The 15611-nt window shown below is 69.8% G+C and carries 15 protein-coding genes; 5 read left to right on the forward strand and 10 right to left on the reverse strand.

Features of this window, described 5'->3' with window-relative positions:
- Nucleotides 1–53: 53 nt before the first annotated feature.
- From DVR07_RS05825 to DVR07_RS05840, 4 genes are all read right to left on the reverse strand, one after another.
- Complete coding sequence (locus DVR07_RS05825) at nt 54–548, reverse strand: DUF7523 family protein (RefSeq protein ID WP_115795801.1); 495 nt, start codon at nt 546–548, stop codon at nt 54–56.
- Nucleotides 549–640: 92 nt separating this feature from the next.
- Nucleotides 641–1213, reverse strand: a complete 573-nt coding sequence (locus DVR07_RS05830) for a DUF7524 family protein (RefSeq protein WP_115795802.1) — start codon at nt 1211–1213, stop codon at nt 641–643.
- Nucleotides 1214–1247: 34 nt separating this feature from the next.
- A complete protein-coding gene (locus DVR07_RS05835) occupies nt 1248–1439 on the reverse strand; it encodes a methytransferase partner Trm112 (protein ID WP_115795803.1) in 192 nt (63 codons plus the stop codon).
- Nucleotides 1440–1548: 109 nt separating this feature from the next.
- Nucleotides 1549–2913: an adenylosuccinate synthase gene (locus DVR07_RS05840; RefSeq protein ID WP_115795804.1), complete on the reverse strand. Its 1365-nt coding sequence runs from the start codon at nt 2911–2913 to the stop codon at nt 1549–1551.
- Between the two features lie 274 nt (nt 2914–3187).
- Here DVR07_RS05840 and DVR07_RS05845 point away from each other — a divergent pair, with 274 nt between their 5' ends.
- Nucleotides 3188–3493, forward strand: a complete 306-nt coding sequence (locus DVR07_RS05845; protein WP_115795805.1) for a hypothetical protein — start codon at nt 3188–3190, stop codon at nt 3491–3493.
- Here the strand turns inward: DVR07_RS05845 and DVR07_RS05850 are convergent.
- From DVR07_RS05850 to DVR07_RS05865, 4 genes are all read right to left on the reverse strand, one after another.
- The gene (locus tag DVR07_RS05850) at nt 3490–6012 is read right to left on the reverse strand and encodes a DUF7527 domain-containing protein (protein ID WP_115795806.1); all 2523 of its coding nucleotides are present in this window, start codon (nt 6010–6012) and stop codon (nt 3490–3492) included. The genes DVR07_RS05845 and DVR07_RS05850 overlap by 4 nt on opposite strands.
- A 460-nt stretch (nt 6013–6472) precedes the next feature.
- Nucleotides 6473–6751, reverse strand: a complete 279-nt coding sequence (locus DVR07_RS05855) for a UPF0058 family protein (RefSeq protein WP_115795807.1) — start codon at nt 6749–6751, stop codon at nt 6473–6475.
- Nucleotides 6752–6823: 72 nt separating this feature from the next.
- A complete protein-coding gene (locus DVR07_RS05860; protein ID WP_115795808.1) occupies nt 6824–7042 on the reverse strand; it encodes a ribbon-helix-helix domain-containing protein in 219 nt (72 codons plus the stop codon).
- A gap of 195 nt (nt 7043–7237) precedes the next feature.
- Nucleotides 7238–7519: a hypothetical protein gene (locus tag DVR07_RS05865; RefSeq protein ID WP_394338815.1), complete on the reverse strand. Its 282-nt coding sequence runs from the start codon at nt 7517–7519 to the stop codon at nt 7238–7240.
- A 228-nt stretch (nt 7520–7747) separates the two neighbouring features.
- Between DVR07_RS05865 and DVR07_RS05870 the strand changes: the two genes are divergently transcribed.
- The 4 genes from DVR07_RS05870 (at nt 7748) to DVR07_RS05885 (ending at nt 12083) form a co-directional block, all read left to right on the forward strand.
- Nucleotides 7748–8344, forward strand: a complete 597-nt coding sequence (locus tag DVR07_RS05870) for a sulfite oxidase-like oxidoreductase (protein WP_115795810.1) — start codon at nt 7748–7750, stop codon at nt 8342–8344.
- 57 nt (nt 8345–8401) lie between these two features.
- On the forward strand, nt 8402–9775 hold the full coding sequence (locus DVR07_RS05875) for an isochorismate synthase (RefSeq protein ID WP_115795811.1): 1374 nt from the start codon (nt 8402–8404) through the stop codon (nt 9773–9775).
- Nucleotides 9768–11591: a 2-succinyl-5-enolpyruvyl-6-hydroxy-3-cyclohexene-1-carboxylic-acid synthase gene (menD, locus tag DVR07_RS05880; RefSeq protein WP_115795812.1), complete on the forward strand. Its 1824-nt coding sequence runs from the start codon at nt 9768–9770 to the stop codon at nt 11589–11591. Before DVR07_RS05875 ends, menD begins: the two co-directional genes overlap by 8 nt.
- A gap of 117 nt (nt 11592–11708) precedes the next feature.
- Nucleotides 11709–12083, forward strand: coding sequence for a DUF7522 family protein (locus tag DVR07_RS05885; protein WP_115795813.1), 375 nt, complete (start codon nt 11709–11711; stop codon nt 12081–12083).
- Nucleotides 12084–12097: 14 nt separating this feature from the next.
- Here the strand turns inward: DVR07_RS05885 and DVR07_RS05890 are convergent, their stop codons facing one another.
- Nucleotides 12098–14194, reverse strand: a complete 2097-nt coding sequence (locus tag DVR07_RS05890) for an alpha/beta hydrolase family protein (protein WP_115795814.1) — start codon at nt 14192–14194, stop codon at nt 12098–12100.
- 79 nt (nt 14195–14273) lie between these two features.
- On the reverse strand, nt 14274–15473 hold the full coding sequence (locus DVR07_RS05895) for a pyridoxal phosphate-dependent aminotransferase (protein WP_115795815.1): 1200 nt from the start codon (nt 15471–15473) through the stop codon (nt 14274–14276).
- Nucleotides 15474–15611 lie beyond the last annotated feature (138 nt).

The following is a 15611-nucleotide window of genomic DNA, read 5'->3' on the forward strand; positions in this document are numbered from 1 at the left end:
GCCGACGTCCGGCCGGCCCGTTCTTTGCCCGCCCGCGGTTCGGCGGGCCTGCCTCACTCGGCCGGCACCGCGTCCAGCGCGTCCTCCACGACCCGGACCGCGTCCGGCCCGTCGCGGCGCTCGACCGCGACCGCCAGGCCGTCGCCCGCGACGCCCGCTGCCCGGACGTCGACGCCGGCCGCGTCCAGACGCCAGAGGACGTGGGCCAGCGCACGCGCGTCCACGTCGCCGGTGGCGACCACGCCAGTCAGCGACCCCGCGTCGGGCGCCAGCGCGGTACCGCCGACGGCGAGGAGCGCGTCCGCCGGCTCCTCGGTTTCGCCGAGGCCGCTCTTCATCGAGACCGCAGCGGTCCGCGATTCGGGGTCCGGGTCGGGAAGCGACTCGGCGAAGCGTCGGAGCGCGGTCGCAATCGACTCGATGTCGCCGTCGACGTCCCCGGAGAGGTACCGGGCGGCGGCGGTGTAGTTGACGACGCCCGCCCGGAGCGCGGCCAGGAGGAACGGCCGGCGCCGGGCCGTGTCGCGGGTGTCCTCGGCGAGTGACATGCGCGGAGCGTGGTCGGGGACCGGTAAAAGCGATGCGAAAGCCGGGACGCGGGAAGAGACGGGAGGCGATCGGGAAGCGGTGAGGACCGCGTCTACCGGACGAGCAGGTAGCCCGCGGCCGCCACGCTCCCGAGAACCACAAGCGCGCCCAGCAGCACCGCCACGCTGCCCGAGAGGGTTGCCGACGCCGCCGCGACCGCGACCGCGAACACCCCGAGCGCCGCCAGGGGTGCGTTCTCGGCCAGCGAGAGGTCGGGCCACTCGACGCCCTCGTCATCGTCGTCGCTCTCGTCGCGGGGCGGGGCCGCGAACGACTCGTCGACGGCTACCGCGTCCTCGCGCTCCTCGGGTTCGACGACCTTCACCGTGACGTAGTCGGTCTCCGCGCCGTGGCCGGTGACGATCTTGAGTTGTCCTTCGACCGGCCGCGGGCCGTCCCCGACCTCGACGCCGATCTGCCTGGTCGAGTCGGCGTCGAGGAAGTGGTTGTTCGCCGGAATCGACGCCACCGACGAGAGCGCGTCGTCGAGGTGGAGGTGGACGTGGACCGGCGCGTCGCCGTTCTGCAGCAGAATGGGAAACGAGTCCGTCGCCTCGAAGGACGCGGGCGTCCTGATGTCGTGCAGGCTTTCCTCGTTGAGGTCGACGGGGAGACTGTCTTGCACGCTACCGTCACGCTCCAACCGAGGGTAGAAAAAACTACGCCTCCGCGTCGCGCATGTCCGGCGGCAGCAAGTTCGGGATGCCGTCCTCGATGGGGTAGGTCTCGCCGCACTCGGTGCAGGTCAGCGTCCCGGACAGCACCTCCTCGTCGTCGGTCTCGGTCGCGTCGAGTTCGAGCTCCTGCTTGTCCAGCGGACAGCAGATGATGTCCATCAGCGACTGCTTCATGGTACTGGCTGCGAGCGGCCGGGCCAAAAACGTGACGGGTTCGGCGGCGACCCCGCGCGAGCCCCGCGGACGCCGCCGAGTCGGGGCGGGCGCTCGGTAGTCCTCGACCCTACTCGAAGGGGTCCTCGACGACGACCGACTCCTCGCGGTCGGGCCCGACGCCGACCGCGTAGATGTCGGCGTCGACCTCCTCGCTGACGTACTCGAGGTAGTCCCGGGCGTTCTCGGGGATGGCGTCGTACCCCTCATCGGCGACGCGGCCCCAGTCGGTGTCCTCCCAGCCGTCGAACGTCCGGTAGTTGGGTTCGCAGGCGGCCCACCGCTCGGTGGTCGCGGGGACGGTGTATACCTCTTCCCCGTCCAGGTCGTAGCTGTGGCCCACCTTCACCTCGTCGAGGCCCGCGAGCACGTCGATGTGGTTCACCGCGATGCCGGTGAAGCCGTTCGCCCGCGCGGCGTGGCGGAGCATCGGTACGTCGAGCCACCCCACGCGCCGGGGGCGGCCGGTGACGGTGCCGTACTCGCCGCCCTCCTCGCGGATGTAAGTCGCCAGCTCCTCGTTGTCGCCCGCACCCTGCTCGTCGTAGCCGGGCGTGTCGCCGACCACGCCGCCGAGTTCGGTCGGCAGCGGGCCGCTTCCCACGCGCGTGAGGTACGCCTTCACGATACCGACGACCTCGCCGCCGCCGACGACGCCGGGACTGAGGCCGGTCCCCGTCGCGGCCCCGCCCGCCGTCGGGTTCGAGGACGTGACGTAGGGGTAGTTGCCGTGGTCGATGTCGATGAGTGTGCCCTGCGCGCCCTCGAACATCACGTTCTGCCCGTCGGCGATGCGGTCGGCGAGGAACTCGCCGGCGTCGACGGTCATCTCCTCCTCGGCGAGTCGCTCGCCGTAGCGGCGGTACTCCCCGTAGAGGCTGGCGATGTCGAACTCCTCGCCGGTCTCGACGCCGAACACCTCCTCGGCGAGTCGCTGCTTCAGGGGCACGACGTACTCGAGCTTCTCGCGGAGCACGTCGGGGTCGAGCAGGTCGCCGACGCGGATGCCGCGCCGGCCCGCCTTGTCCTCGTAAGTGGGGCCGATGCCGCGGCCGGTCGTCCCCACCTCGGAGTCGGTGTCGCTCTTGGCCTCCTCCTCGATGCCGTCGAGCACCCGGTGGTACGGGAAGATGACGTGCGCCCGGCGCGCGACGCGCACGTCGGGGTCGAGCCCGCGGTCGCGCAGGTCGTCCATCTCCTCGAACAGCGTCGCGGGGTTGACGACGCAGCCGTTGCCGAGGACGCCGACCTTGCCGCGGACGGCGCCGCTGGGTACCAGCGAGAGCTTGTACTCGGTGCCGCCCTCGACGACGGTGTGGCCGGCGTTGTCCCCGCCCTGGTAGCGGGCGACCACGTCGGCGGCGTCGCCCCAGAGGTCGACGACGCCGCCTTTCCCCTCGTCGCCGAGCTGCGAACCGACGATGGTTACGGTCATTACGCGGAACGGTTGTCGGGCGCTCGGTAAACCGATTACGGTCTTTCTCCCGATATGATGCACGTACGTGAACACATTCGAGCTGGTAGGGCGGGAGAGCCACCAGTATCGAGTACAACACCGACCGGGATCGCCGGGTCGACCGGGGACCGACAACGCTTTAGTGGTCGCCGCCTGACCTGCTAGCTAGTCGCATTACGCGATGTCTGAACGGGTCGGTCCGCCCGTGCGGACAGCAACTTTTAAAAGTCTCTAAGACAAGTTAACACGTGCCATGATAGATAGACTGGAGAAGGAAGTCGATATGCTGGAGCGCCATCTGCAGGTCCTGAAGATGGTCATCGAGAGCGAACCGATCGGCATCGTCAAGATGTCCAACGAGACCGGCTACCCCCATCACAAGGTCCGGTACTCCCTCCGCGTTCTCGAAGAGGAGAACCTCATCGAGCCGTCGAGCCAGGGGGCCATCACCACCGAGCGCACCCAGGAGTTCGTCGAGGAGCTCGACGGCAAGCTCGACGAGATCGGCGAGAAGCTCGACGAGATGAAGATCAGCGGAACCGCGGAAGCCGAGAGCTAGAGCTCCGGCACGTTCAGATGGAAGCCGCCGCTGCGTGACTCCACGAGACAGAGGTGGTACCCCCGCTTGCGGGAGAGCTTGACGAAGCTCTGTCTCTTCTCGCGGCTCAAGAACCCGCCCGAAGTCGCCGACTCGGCGGTTTCGAGCGCCTCGGGTTCGAAGAAGCTCTCCGTGACCTGGAACGCCCCGGCGAGTTCGTCGTGGGCGTGGCCGACGCCGTCGGCGGCGTCGACCAGCGTCCCCATCATCTCGCCGGTCGTGGGGTCGCGCGACCCGTTGAGGTCCGCGAGCAGCAGCGGGTTGCCCATCCGGTCGCGCATGATGACGTCGAACGACTCCTGTCGCGTGTCGTCGTCGGTAGTTCCCGCGCTCACCGACCCGTGGAGGTCGACGCGGTCGACCTTCGGGATCGACTCGTAGAGGTCCTTCAGCGCGGTCCGGTGACCGGTGTCGCGGACCTCGTAGAGCAGTTCCTCGACGACCCACGAGACGAACCGGTACTCGAACGAGTCGGTCAGGAACGACTCGAACGACTCGCCCGCGACCTCGACGTCGTCGGCCTCGAACTGGGTGTGGTGTTCGAGCCGGAGGTTGGCGTTGACCTCGGCGGCGTCGACCTTGCCCTCGGCCGCCTCGTCGAGCGTCGCCTTCCCCTTCGACTGGTACCGGACGAACAGGTTGGTCCCGTCGAACGCCTGGGCCCGGTCGAGCTGGCGCTTCGCGCCGCCCGACCCGTTCGACCCGGCCGACTCGAGTTTGGCCTCGAGGCGCTCGACCTCCTGGCGCAGGGCGTCGCGCTCGCGCTTGTACTCGTTGCGCTCGGACTCGACGTTCGACAGCCGCTTCTTCAGCTGGCCGACCTGCTGCTCGCGCTGGTCGAGCTGCGATCGGAGCTCCCGGACGCGGGCGCCCGACTCGTCGCCGTCCCCGCCGGCCGCCCCGCCCGACGCGCCCGAGGAACGGTCGCGGCCGGAGCTCGTCTCCCCATCGGACGCCGCGCCCGCCCCGGCCGATCCGGACCCGCCGGAGCCGGCCCGGCGATTCGACGCAACGGTCTGCTCCGCGGACCGGTGGGTCGCGCCGGCGTCGTCGCCGTCGTCGCCCCGCGCGCTCGGAGCGGTGCCGGTCCCCGAGTCCGCGGAACTCCCGCTCGTCGGCTCGGCCGCTGCCGTCGCGCCCAGCGACGGCCCGGTCTCGGACTCCGCCTCCGCTTCGTCGTCCGGCCCCTCGCTGAGGTCCGGGTCCAGCGACGGGATGGTGGTGGCTTCGCGCCACTCCTCCTCCTCGTCGAACGCGCTCCCGGCGTTCTGGTCGTCCTCCTCGTCGCTCCGTTCGGGCCGGGAAACGTCCTGGCTCGGTTCGGACTGCACTGAGGCAGGGTCGTCACCGGCGCCCGCGTCCGCACGGTCGCTCTCGCGCGCAGTCGCGTCGGCGGTCGCCGCTTCGGACTGGACCGACTGTGTGTCGGCGGTCTGCGCGTTCTGTCGGGGCGAACGCTCGCCGGCGTCGCTCCGTCCCGCGCCGACCTCGGCCTCGGTTTCGGCCTCGCCAGACTCGGGACGGGCGGAACCCGATTTCTCGGGTGCTCGACCCGCCCTCGGGCCGGACTCGGCGGGGCTGGTGGGCTCGGAGTCGCGTTCGGCGTCCCGTTCCGGCGTGGGCTCCGGGGCGGAGTCGGTCGCCGCCGCGCCGCCCGCCGGCGACTGGCTCACTGCCGATCCGGTGCCGGCGGTCGACTGCCCGCCTCCGGTCCCCTCGTTCGCCGATGCGGCGTCGGTCCCCGAGGAGTCGGGGGTCGGCGACCCGCCGCCGGACGTGCCGCCCGAACCCCCGGCCCCGGTCGACGCGCCCCCGCCGCCCGACTGCGCCGATCCGCTGGTAGCCTCGCCCGTTCCGCCGGAGACGCCGCCCGCATCGTCCGATGACGCCGATGCTCCCGCGCTCGCGCTTGCCCCCGCTGACGAGTCCTCCGGTTCGTCGGGTTCCGGGACGTCGGTGACTTCGATGTCGACGTCAGTGACCTCGTAGATGCCCACCTCGTCGTCGGCGCGCTCGAACGCCTCGTCGCCGGTCACGACCTGCTCGCTCGCGCCGACGAACGCGACGCTCATCGAGCGCCCGCCGTAGTACGCCACGTAGTAGTCACCGCTCAGGACGTTCTCGCTGAGTTCGATGAACCCCGTGAACTTCCCGCTCGTGAGCGTGGAGTCGACCTCCGACAGCGGCGTCTTGTTCGTGTAGTACTTTGCCTGTGTCTCGCCGCCGCGCTCCTGCATGCTGAACAGGAGCGGCAGCGACGGGTGTGGCGCGGCGTAGGCGGTGCCCTCGGCGTCCTCGAAGTCGTCGAGGCTCCCCTCGTAGACCCCGATTATTCGCCCGTTGAGCATGAACAGCCACGCGCCACCGGTCTTCACTGCCCCCGAGAACTCCCCGTCGGAGAGTTCGCGCAGGCCAGCGAACCCGTCCCGGAACGAACGGGATTGCCAACTTTCGACCTGCTCGACCGTGCGCGTTTCCATATTACGAGGAAGCCACAAGCCTCTCAAATATCTTGCGGCCCAAACTTTTGCTGCGGTCGCGCCCCGAGAGGCGTTCCCTTGCAAAACTTTGATGAAAAACCGGCGTCACCCCCTCGTTCGGTCCTCGCTTCGCTCGGTCCTCACTCGAGGGTTCCTTGGTCCGCTCGCTCGGGCTTCGCCCTCGCTCGCGGTGGATTTCGGAGATCCCGTTCAGAGATTCACCGAGTTACGAGATGAGAGTGTCGGTTTCGATTACTACGACGGTTCACGCGGTGTACAAGGTGGTTCTACCGCGAGCGAACGCAGTGAGCGAGCGGCCCAAGTGAGGACCAACGAGACGACCGACGTGTCGTCGTGAGCGGAGCGAACGACGGCTCGTCAGAGCTTTGCTCTGACGGTGGTTTCGGTCGAGCTTTTGCAAGGGCGCGCCTCGTGGGGCGCGCCGCGGAACAGGTCGTTTCTATATCTTGGACTCGGCGTCGTCGGCGAGCTCCTGCATGCGCTTGCCGATGCGGCCCGCCTCACTGAACTCGTCGTCGCTCATGGCGGTGGCGAGCGCGTTGCCGAGGACGAAGACGGCGTGCTTGTGCTCGCTCTTGGACTTGTGGACGTGCGAGGGTTCGACGTCGAGTTCCTCGTAGGGGTCGAACAGTCCGTCGGTCACCCGCTCCTTGTCTTGGAAGTACTCCATGATGAGTACCATCTCCTCGTGGAGTTCTAGAAGCTCGTCCTTGTGCATGGGCGTGGCTAGGGAGGTAAACCGATTTAAGGGTTTCTGAGAACACTTCGCACGCGCTCCGAAAAGAGCGGATTAGAAGACGTACTCGTCCTCGTGACCCATCATCCCTTCGTCCTCGATACCGGGCTCGCGGTCGTCGTCGTCCATCGGACCGCTGGTCTTGTAGGCCTTCAGTCCGGTGGAGAGGAGGTCCTCGATGGCCTCCTCCCGGTTGACGAACTCGCCCTGTTCGACCATCTGGGCGATCTGCATTTCGAGATGTTCCGGAATAGTTATCTCTACCTTCGGCATTGGAACATTGGTGGCTTCGGGAGGGGTGTTCTTAAGTCTGACGGGGACGAGTACGGGAGACGGCGAACGATTTTGAATAAAACTCGAATTTTGATTCCGAGTGCGGGAACTGAAGCGGCTCATCTCGAAACAATAGTTTGCAGAGCTTGTGCGCAACTGCCGGCCGAAAAAACGTGTCGAGTCGCGGAGACGGTCTCAGCGGCTGCTGAGCATCTGCTCGATGGAGCTCACGATTCGGCCCGGACCCATCGCGCCGAGCTTCTCCTCCATCCGCTTCTGGTTGAAGTAACTGGCGAACGCCAGGATGGTCGGCGGCCAAAGACCGATGAACAGCCCCTGCATCCGGTTCCCGCGACCGAAGAACTGGTACCACGACAGGGCGACCGACGCGGCCGACGCGAGGACGGCCAGGTCGGTCGTCGACTCCTCGGCGGCCTCCATCTTGGCCTTTCGTTCCACCGTCCGCTGATTTTCCATTGACATCGCGACTCCGACTAGGGACACGCCCTTCTTTGTTATTCAGTAGATGCCCGGGAGTATCGACGATGCGTTGCGGGAGTTCATTCGGTTTTTCGGGGAATCGGCTCGTTACGGAGCCCGCACCGGTCCCACTACCCCGGGAAATCCCCGATTGAAACCGGCCGGACGGCGGAACGGTCGCGCGCAGTCGATACATCTACCTGCGTCCGCCGCCGATTCGTCTTCATGAGCGTCACGGACGTGACCGACCTCTACGAGGAGTTCGACGGCGAACGGCTCCCGCCGGGCCAGCGGGAGACCGGCAAGTTCCCGGTCCTCTCGAAGAGCGGGACGCCCGACTGGGACCCCGAGACGTGGGAGTTCACGGTCACCGGCGCGGTCGAGGAGGAGCTGTCGCTCTCGTGGGACGAGTTCCGGGAACTGCCGAGCGAGACCCAGAACCAGGACTTCCACTGCGTGACCGGGTGGAGCAAGTTCGACTGCGAGTTCACCGGCGTCACGTTCCCCGACCTGGCCGAGCTGGCCGGAGTCGAGGACGACGCGGTCCACGTCATGTTCTCGGCCCTCGACGGCTACACGACCAACCTGCCGCTCGAAGACTGCGTGCGCGAGGAGGTGCTGTTCACCTACGAGTTCGACGGCGAGTCGCTGCCCCGCGAGCACGGCGGCCCGCTCCGGGTGGTCACGCCTCACAAGTACGCCTACAAGGGCGCCAAGTGGGTCGACGGCGTGGAGTTCCTCACCGAGCCCGAGCGGGGCTACTGGGAGAAGCGCGGCTACTCCGACACCGCGAACCCCTGGAACGAGGAGCGGTACAGCTGACGCCGTGGGATTCCGAGACAGTTAGACTAAAGGCTCCCGCCTCCCGACTTCGACTGAATGGAGTCTCCGCCGCGCGACGGACAGGTGTCGGCCGAACAGACCGGCTCCAGCCTCGTGAGCCGGGCTACCGAACTACCGGACTGCGAGCCCCGGCGCTTCCTCGCCGGCCGGGACGCGCCCCGAACGTACTGGACCAGTCCTTACGGCCCGGAGTTCGCGGGCGGGGGCACGACGGCCCGCGTCGCGGCGGACGGCGACGACCGGTTCGCGGCGGTCGCGGACGCCGCGGACGACCTCTTCGACGGCCTCGACTACGTCGGTCCCGAGCAGGCCCGACCTCGCCTCTTTGGCGGCTTCTCGTTCCACGCCGACCACGACCCGGCCCCGCCGTGGCAGGGGTTCGGCGGCGCCGAGTTCGTCCTCCCCCGGACCCTGCTGACCCGCGCGAACGGCGAGACGTGGCTGACCGTCTCGGCGCTCGACGCTTCGCCCGACGCCGTCGAGCGCGAACTGGCGGAGGTCCGGGACGCGCTCGCCGATGCGATCGACGGCGGAGACGGCGACGCCGTACCTGGCGACGGCGCTGACGACGGCGGACCGCCGGGCGTGCTGGCCACGGAACCGACCACGACCCGCGAGGAGTGGGCCGAGCAGGTCGCGGCCGCCGTCTCGCGCATCGAGGCCGGCGAACTCCGGAAGGTCACGCTCGCCCAGTCGCTCCGGGTCGAACTCGCGGGCGACGTGTCGGTCCCCGACGCGCTCGCGCGCCTGGGCGAGTCGTACCCCGACTGCTTCCGATTCTGCTTCGAGCCGACCACCGAGGGCGCGTTCTTCGGCGCGACCCCCGAGCGGCTCGCGACCCTCCGCGGTCGAACGGTCGAGGCCGACGGCCTCGCGGGGTCCATCGGGCGGGGGGCGACGCCCGAGGAGGACGCCGAGCTGGAGGCCAGCATCGAGAACAGCGAGAAGATGGCCCACGAGCACCAACTGGTCGTCGACACCATCCGGGACCAGCTCGCGCCCCTCGCGGGCGAGGTCCGGGTCGCCGACCGCCGAGTCCGGAAGCTGGCGACCATCCAGCACCTCTGGACCCCGATCGAGGCCGACCTGACCGAGAGCGACCACGTCCTCTCCATCGTCGAGGCGCTCCACCCGACCCCGGCGGTCGGGGGGCTCCCGCCCGAGACGGCCCTGCGGACCATCCGGGAGACCGAGACGTTCGATCGCGGCTGGTACGCCGCCCCGGTCGGCTGGTTCGACGCCGACGGCGACGGCACGTTCGCGGTCGGCCTCCGGTGTGCGGTCACCGGCGAGTCGTCGGCCACCCTCTACGCCGGCAACGGCATCGTCGCCGACAGCGACCCGGACGAGGAGTACGAGGAGGTTCAGCTGAAGTACCGGCCGATCCTCGACGAACTCGAAGATGAGTGACTCGCCCGCCCCGAACCGCAACACACTCTGGGCCCGGGGCCTCGTCGCGGAACTCGCCGCCGCCGGGGTCGAGGCGGTCTGCGTCGCGCCGGGCAGCCGCTCGACGCCCCTGACGGTCGCGTTCGCCGAACACCCGGACGTCCGCGTCTTCTCCCACCTCGACGAGCGCTCGGCCGCCTTCTTCGCGCTGGGCCGCGCCAAGCGCACCGGCGAGCCGACCCCGCTAGTGTGTACTTCGGGCACTGCGGCCGCGAACTTCCACCCCGCGGTCATCGAGGCGAACCGGGCCCGCGTCCCGATGCTCGTCCTCACCGCCGACCGACCGCCGGAGCTCCGGGACTCGGGCGCCAACCAGACCGTCGACCAGGAGAAGCTCTACGGCGACGCCGTCCGGTGGTACGCCGACCTGCCGGAGCCCGAGCCCGAAGCGCGAAAACTCCGGTCGCTCCGGACGACCGCCGCCCGGGCGGTGGCCGAGTCGACCGGCGTGCCGCCGGGGCCGGTCCACCTCAACGTCCCGTTCCGCAAGCCCCTCGAACCGGTCGAGGTCGAGGGCGACGTGCCCGGCGATTTCGCCGGCGAAGCGCCCCTCGCGGCCGAGGGACGGGACGGTCCCTTCGTCGAGACGGCCCAGGGCCGACCGGAACTGGCCGACGCCGACCTCCGCCGCGTTCGACGGGCGGTCGAGAGCGCCGACCGGGGCCTCGTCGTCGCCGGTCCCGCGGACGCCCCGACGCCCGCCCGCGACGCCCTCGCCGACCTCGCCGACGCGACCGGCTTCCCGGTCCTCGCCGACCCGCTCTCGGGCCACCGGTTCGGCCACGACGAGGCGCTCCTGCCGGATAACGGGGACGGAGTCGCCGCGGACGGACCGCTCGTCGTCGGCGGCTACGACGGCTACCTCGGCGCGGTCGGCGACGCGTGGCCCGACCCCGAAGTCGTCGTGCGGTTCGGCGCGTCGCCCACCTCGAAGGTCCTGCGCAACTACCTCGAAGCCGGCGACGCCCGGCAGTTCCTCGTCGACCCCGCGGCCGGGTGGCGCGAGGCGTCGTTCACCGCGACCGACCTCCTGGCGGCCGACCCGACCCGATTCGCCCGCAATCTGGCCGCTACTGTCGGTGACGGAGCGGGCGACTCGGACGCGGCCGCGGCGTGGCGCGACCGGTTCGCCGACGCCGAGCGCCGGTACTGGGACCTCGTCGCCGAGGCGCGCGACGAGCGACTGTTCGAGGGGGGCGTGCTCTCGGCGGTCGCGGCCGAGGCGCCCGACCCCGCCACCGTGATGGTCTCGAACAGCATGCCGGTCCGGGACCTCGACCGCTTCGCCGAACCCCGTGCGGCCGACCTGACGGTCCTCGGCAACCGGGGCGCCAGCGGCATCGACGGCATCACCAGCACCGGCCTCGGCGCCGGGAGCGCGACCGACGACCCCCTGGTGATCGTGACCGGCGACCTGGCGTACTACCACGACATGAACGGGCTGCTGGCGGTCGCGCGGTGCGGGGTCGACGCGACCGTCGTCGAAGTGAACAACGACGGCGGCGGCATCTTCCACATGCTCCCCATCGAGGAGTTCGACCCGCCGTTCACCGAGCAGTTCCGGACGCCCCACGGCCTCGACTACGAACCGACCGGGGACCTCTACGGTCTCGACTTCGAACGAGCGGCCGACCTCGACGCGTTCCGGTCGGCGTTCCGCGAGTCGGTCGCCAGCGAGGGAACGCAGGTCGTCGAGGTACCGACGGACGCCGAAGCAAGCCACCGGTTCCGGGAGGAACTGGCCGAGCGCGCGGCCGACGTCCTTCGGTCGAACTAAGTTCGGAGACGGGCGTCTTCGAGGTCTCTCGGGTCGGCTTCCGATATCAGGAGTCGTTCTATCCTCTGATAACGAAAGGAATATTAATATCTGACGGGGCTGAACTCCATCTCGACAATGACCGAGACGCCCTCCGAAGCGCTGACGGAGTTCCTTCGGGAGCGCGTCGGCGATCACATGCGGAGCGTCCTCACCTACGACGACGAGGGCGCGGAGTTGCTGTACGTCCGCGACGACGTCGCCGACCAGTACACCGACGAGGAGATGGCCCGGGTGGCCGACGACGTGCGGCTCGAAGCCGTCGCGAAACACCACCAGGAGGACCTCTACCGGCACGGCGAACTCAACGCCACGGTCCGGTGCTTCGACGACGCGGTCGAGATGCACTTCCCGCGCGACGAGACCAGCGGCACCGCGGTCGCGCTCGACGGCGAGGTGTTCGCCATCCACAACACGTTCCTCGGCCGGTGTCTGGAAGCGATGGAGCGGTAGCCCCTTCCCCAGGCCTACTCTTCGGTCCCCTCGACCGCGGGGTCGTGGCGCTCGAACCAGTCGGTCAGCGTTCGGAGCCGGTGGATCGCCCGCTCGGGGTCGCCGACGTTGTGGTGCTCGCCGGGGTAGACCACGAGCTTCGACGGGACGCCGCGCTTCTTGAACCGGACGTAGAGCTGCTCGGCCTGCCACGGCGGACACCGCCAGTCCTCCTCGCCCGCGGTAATCAGCGCCGGCGTGTCGACCTCGTCGACGTCCTGGATGCTGGAGATGCGGCGGTAGTTCTCGGGCTCCTCCCACGGCAGGCCGAGGTCCGCGTCGTACCAGAGCTGCGTGTCGGCCGTGCCGTACAGCCCGTGGAAGTCGTAGATGCCGTGCTCGGGCGCGGCCGCCGCGAACTCGTCGGTCCGCGTGACGACGTAGAGCGTGTTGATAGCGCCCTGCGAGAACCCGGTGATGAACAGGCGGTCGGGGTCGGCCACGCCGCGGTCGACCAGTTCGCGCGCGCCCGAGACGATGTCGTCGCTCTCGCGGGGGCCCCAGTCGCCCCGGATCTGCTCGCTGAACGCCTGGCCGTAGGACGTACTCCCGCGGTAGTTCACTTCCAGCACCGCGTAGCCCTGCCCGGTCCAGTACGTCTCCGTGAAGCCGAACCCGGGCGTATCGTAGGACATCGGCCCGCCGTGCACGTTCACGACCAGCGGGAGCGGGTCGTCGGTCTCCGAATCGAAGTCTGCGGGCAGGTATGCGATGGCCTCGATCTCGTCGCCGTCGCCGTTCTCGAACCTGACGCGCTCGTACCGCGGCGTGTCGACGTCCGCGACGACGTCGGCGTTGAACCGGGAGAGCTTACGCGCTGGGTCCTCGTCGCCCGGCCCGGCGGCGATCTCCGAGACCGAGAGCGAGTACAGTTCCGAGGGCGAGTCCGCGGCCGAGCGCGTAATCGCGACGGTTCCGCCGGCCGCGTCGAAGCCGGTGAGCGTCCGGTCCTCCCCCTGGCCGTCGTAGACGCGCTCGGGGTCGCCGTCGACCCGGAACCGGGCCAGGCGCGTCCGGGCCTCGTCGGCGACCGGCGCGAGCAGGGTGTCGTCGCCCACCCACGCCGGCGTTCCTCCCCACGCGAGCTTCCGGTCCAGTCCGGCCGAGACGTCGGTCCAGTCGCCGCCGTCGGCGTCGCCCACGAGCAGGTCGGCGGTGTCGTACCAGTTCGACGCCGTCCGGGCCACGAGCGCGAGCTTCTCGCCGTCGGGATGCCACCGGAAGTCGCGCACGAACAGGTCGCCCTCGGTGAGCTGCCGGAGGTCCGACCCGTCGGGCGCGATCGTGTAGACGTGCATCGCGCCCGAGTCGTCGGGGCGGTCGGTCCGGTTCGAGAGGAACGCGATGCGGTCGCCGTCGGGCGACCACGCCGGACTGAGTCCGGTCCGGGGTTCCATCGCGCCGCCGCCGTAGGCGTCGTCGAGGCGGGTCGCTTCGCGGGACTCGCGGTCGACCACGAACAGGTACGAGGCCACGTCGTCGAGCCAGCCGTGGCCGTCGAACTTGTGCTGGAGGCGCTCGGTCTCTATCGGGCCCTCGTCGTCGCGCCGGGCGTCGAGGTACTCGCGCTGGTCGTCGGTCGGGTCCCGGGCCGCGACCACGAGGCGCTCGCCGTCGGGTCCCCAGTCGAAGCTCCGGACGCCCTCCTCGAAGTCGGTGAGCTGACGGGCGTCGCCGCCGCGTTCGAGGTCGAACGCCCAGACCTGCGGGCGGTCCTCGCCGGTCTCGTCGCCGTCATCTTCCGTCTCCTCGTCCGTTTCTGCTCCGTCACCGTTCTCCCCCTCGTCTCTGCCGGCGCGAAAGTCCAGGTCTCGCTCGCGGTTCGCGACGAACGCGAGCGCGCTCCCGTCGGGGCTCCACTTCGGCGAGCTCGCGCCGGGAAGCCGGGTCAGTCGGTGGGGGTCCCGGCTCCCGTCGGTCGGCGCGACGAAGAGGCTGTTGTGCCAGGTGTCCTCGCCTTCGTCAGCCTCGGCGACGACGAACGCGACGCGCTCGCCATCCGGCGAGACGGTTGGGCTTCCGATCCGGCGCAGGTCGTAGAGGTCCGCGAGGTCGAGCGGGCGGTCTGCCATGGGGACGCCTTCAGACGCGTCCGGGATAACTCCTTACCTTCCGTGCGATCCAGCCACATACCGTCTGCGGCCTCGTTTCCTACGTCTCGTCGCGAACCATCCGCTCGATGCGGTCGAGGCCGGTCTCGATGCGGTCGAGGCTGTTGGCGAAGCTGATGCGGACGTAGCCCTCGCCGGCGTCGCCGAATCCGTCGCCCGGCGCCGTCACGACGCCGTACTCCGCGAGCAGGCGCTTCGCGACGTCGAAGCTCCCGCCCGGCAGGTCGCTCACGTCGAGGAGGGCGTAGAACGCGCCCTCCGGCCGGGGACAGGAGACGACCGGCATCTCGGCCACGCGGTCGACGACGAAGTCCCGTCGCTCGGCGAACGCGGCCTTCATCTCGGCGACCGGCTCCTGGGGTCCGGTCAGGGCCGCCAGCGCGGCCTGCTGGCTCACGCTCGACGGGCAGGCGGTCGTGCTCTCGCTGATCTGGGTCACAGCGTCGACCACCGGCTCGGGTCCGGCGAGCCAGCCGAGCCGCCACCCGGTCATGGCGTAGGTCTTCGAGCAGGAGTCGACCGTCAGTACGTTGTCGGCGTCGTCGACGTACGACGCCGCGCCCCGGAAGTCCCGGTCGTAGGTGAGCCGGCCGTACACCTCGTCTGCGACCAGGTAGGCGTCGTGGGCCGCGGCGGCGTCGGCCACAGCGGCGACTGCGTCCTCGTCGTACACTCGGCCAGTCGGGTTCGAGGGACTCGTCAGAATGACGGCCGCGGTGTCCTCGGTGACGTGGTCGGCGACCAGTTCCGGGTCGAGGTCGAACCCGGTCTCGGCCGGCAACGGGACCGTCACCGGGGTCGCACCGGCCAGCTGGACCTGGTTCACGTAGTTTGGCCACGCGGGCGTCGGGACGACGACCTCGTCGCCCGGCCCCGCGAGCGCCATCATCGCCGTCGCGAGCGCATCCATCGCGCCGCTCTTGACGGTGACCCGCTCGGGTCCGACCTCGACGCCGCTCTCGCGGGCCATCGTGTCGGCGATGGCCTCCCGGAGGGGCTGGATGCCGGCGTTCTCGGTGTACTGGGTCGCGCCCTCGCGGGCGGCCTCCGCAGCGGCGTCGATGACGTGGTCCGGCGTGCCGAAGTCGGGTTCGCCGACCTCCAGGCGCACGATGTCCCGGTCGGACTCCCGCAGCGCCTCCTCGGCGAGCCCGAACATCACGCGGATCTTCGAGCGATCGAGGCTCGCGGTGCGGTCGGCCAGCCGCGCGGAGACGGCCCGCTGGCTCGTGTCTGTCATGGCCTACGTCACGGACCACCGCGTGAAGTAAGTTCGTCTCGCGGAAGGCAACTGGCGCCCTGGGGGACTCCTGGAATTGGCGCGCGCTGGCGGGGTCCCCGTGACCCCGCCGGTGCGTGCGAGGTCTGCGCGAGCGTG

It is taken from the genome of Halorussus rarus (assembly GCF_003369835.1).
Classification (GTDB): Archaea; Halobacteriota; Halobacteria; order Halobacteriales; family Haladaptataceae; genus Halorussus; species Halorussus rarus.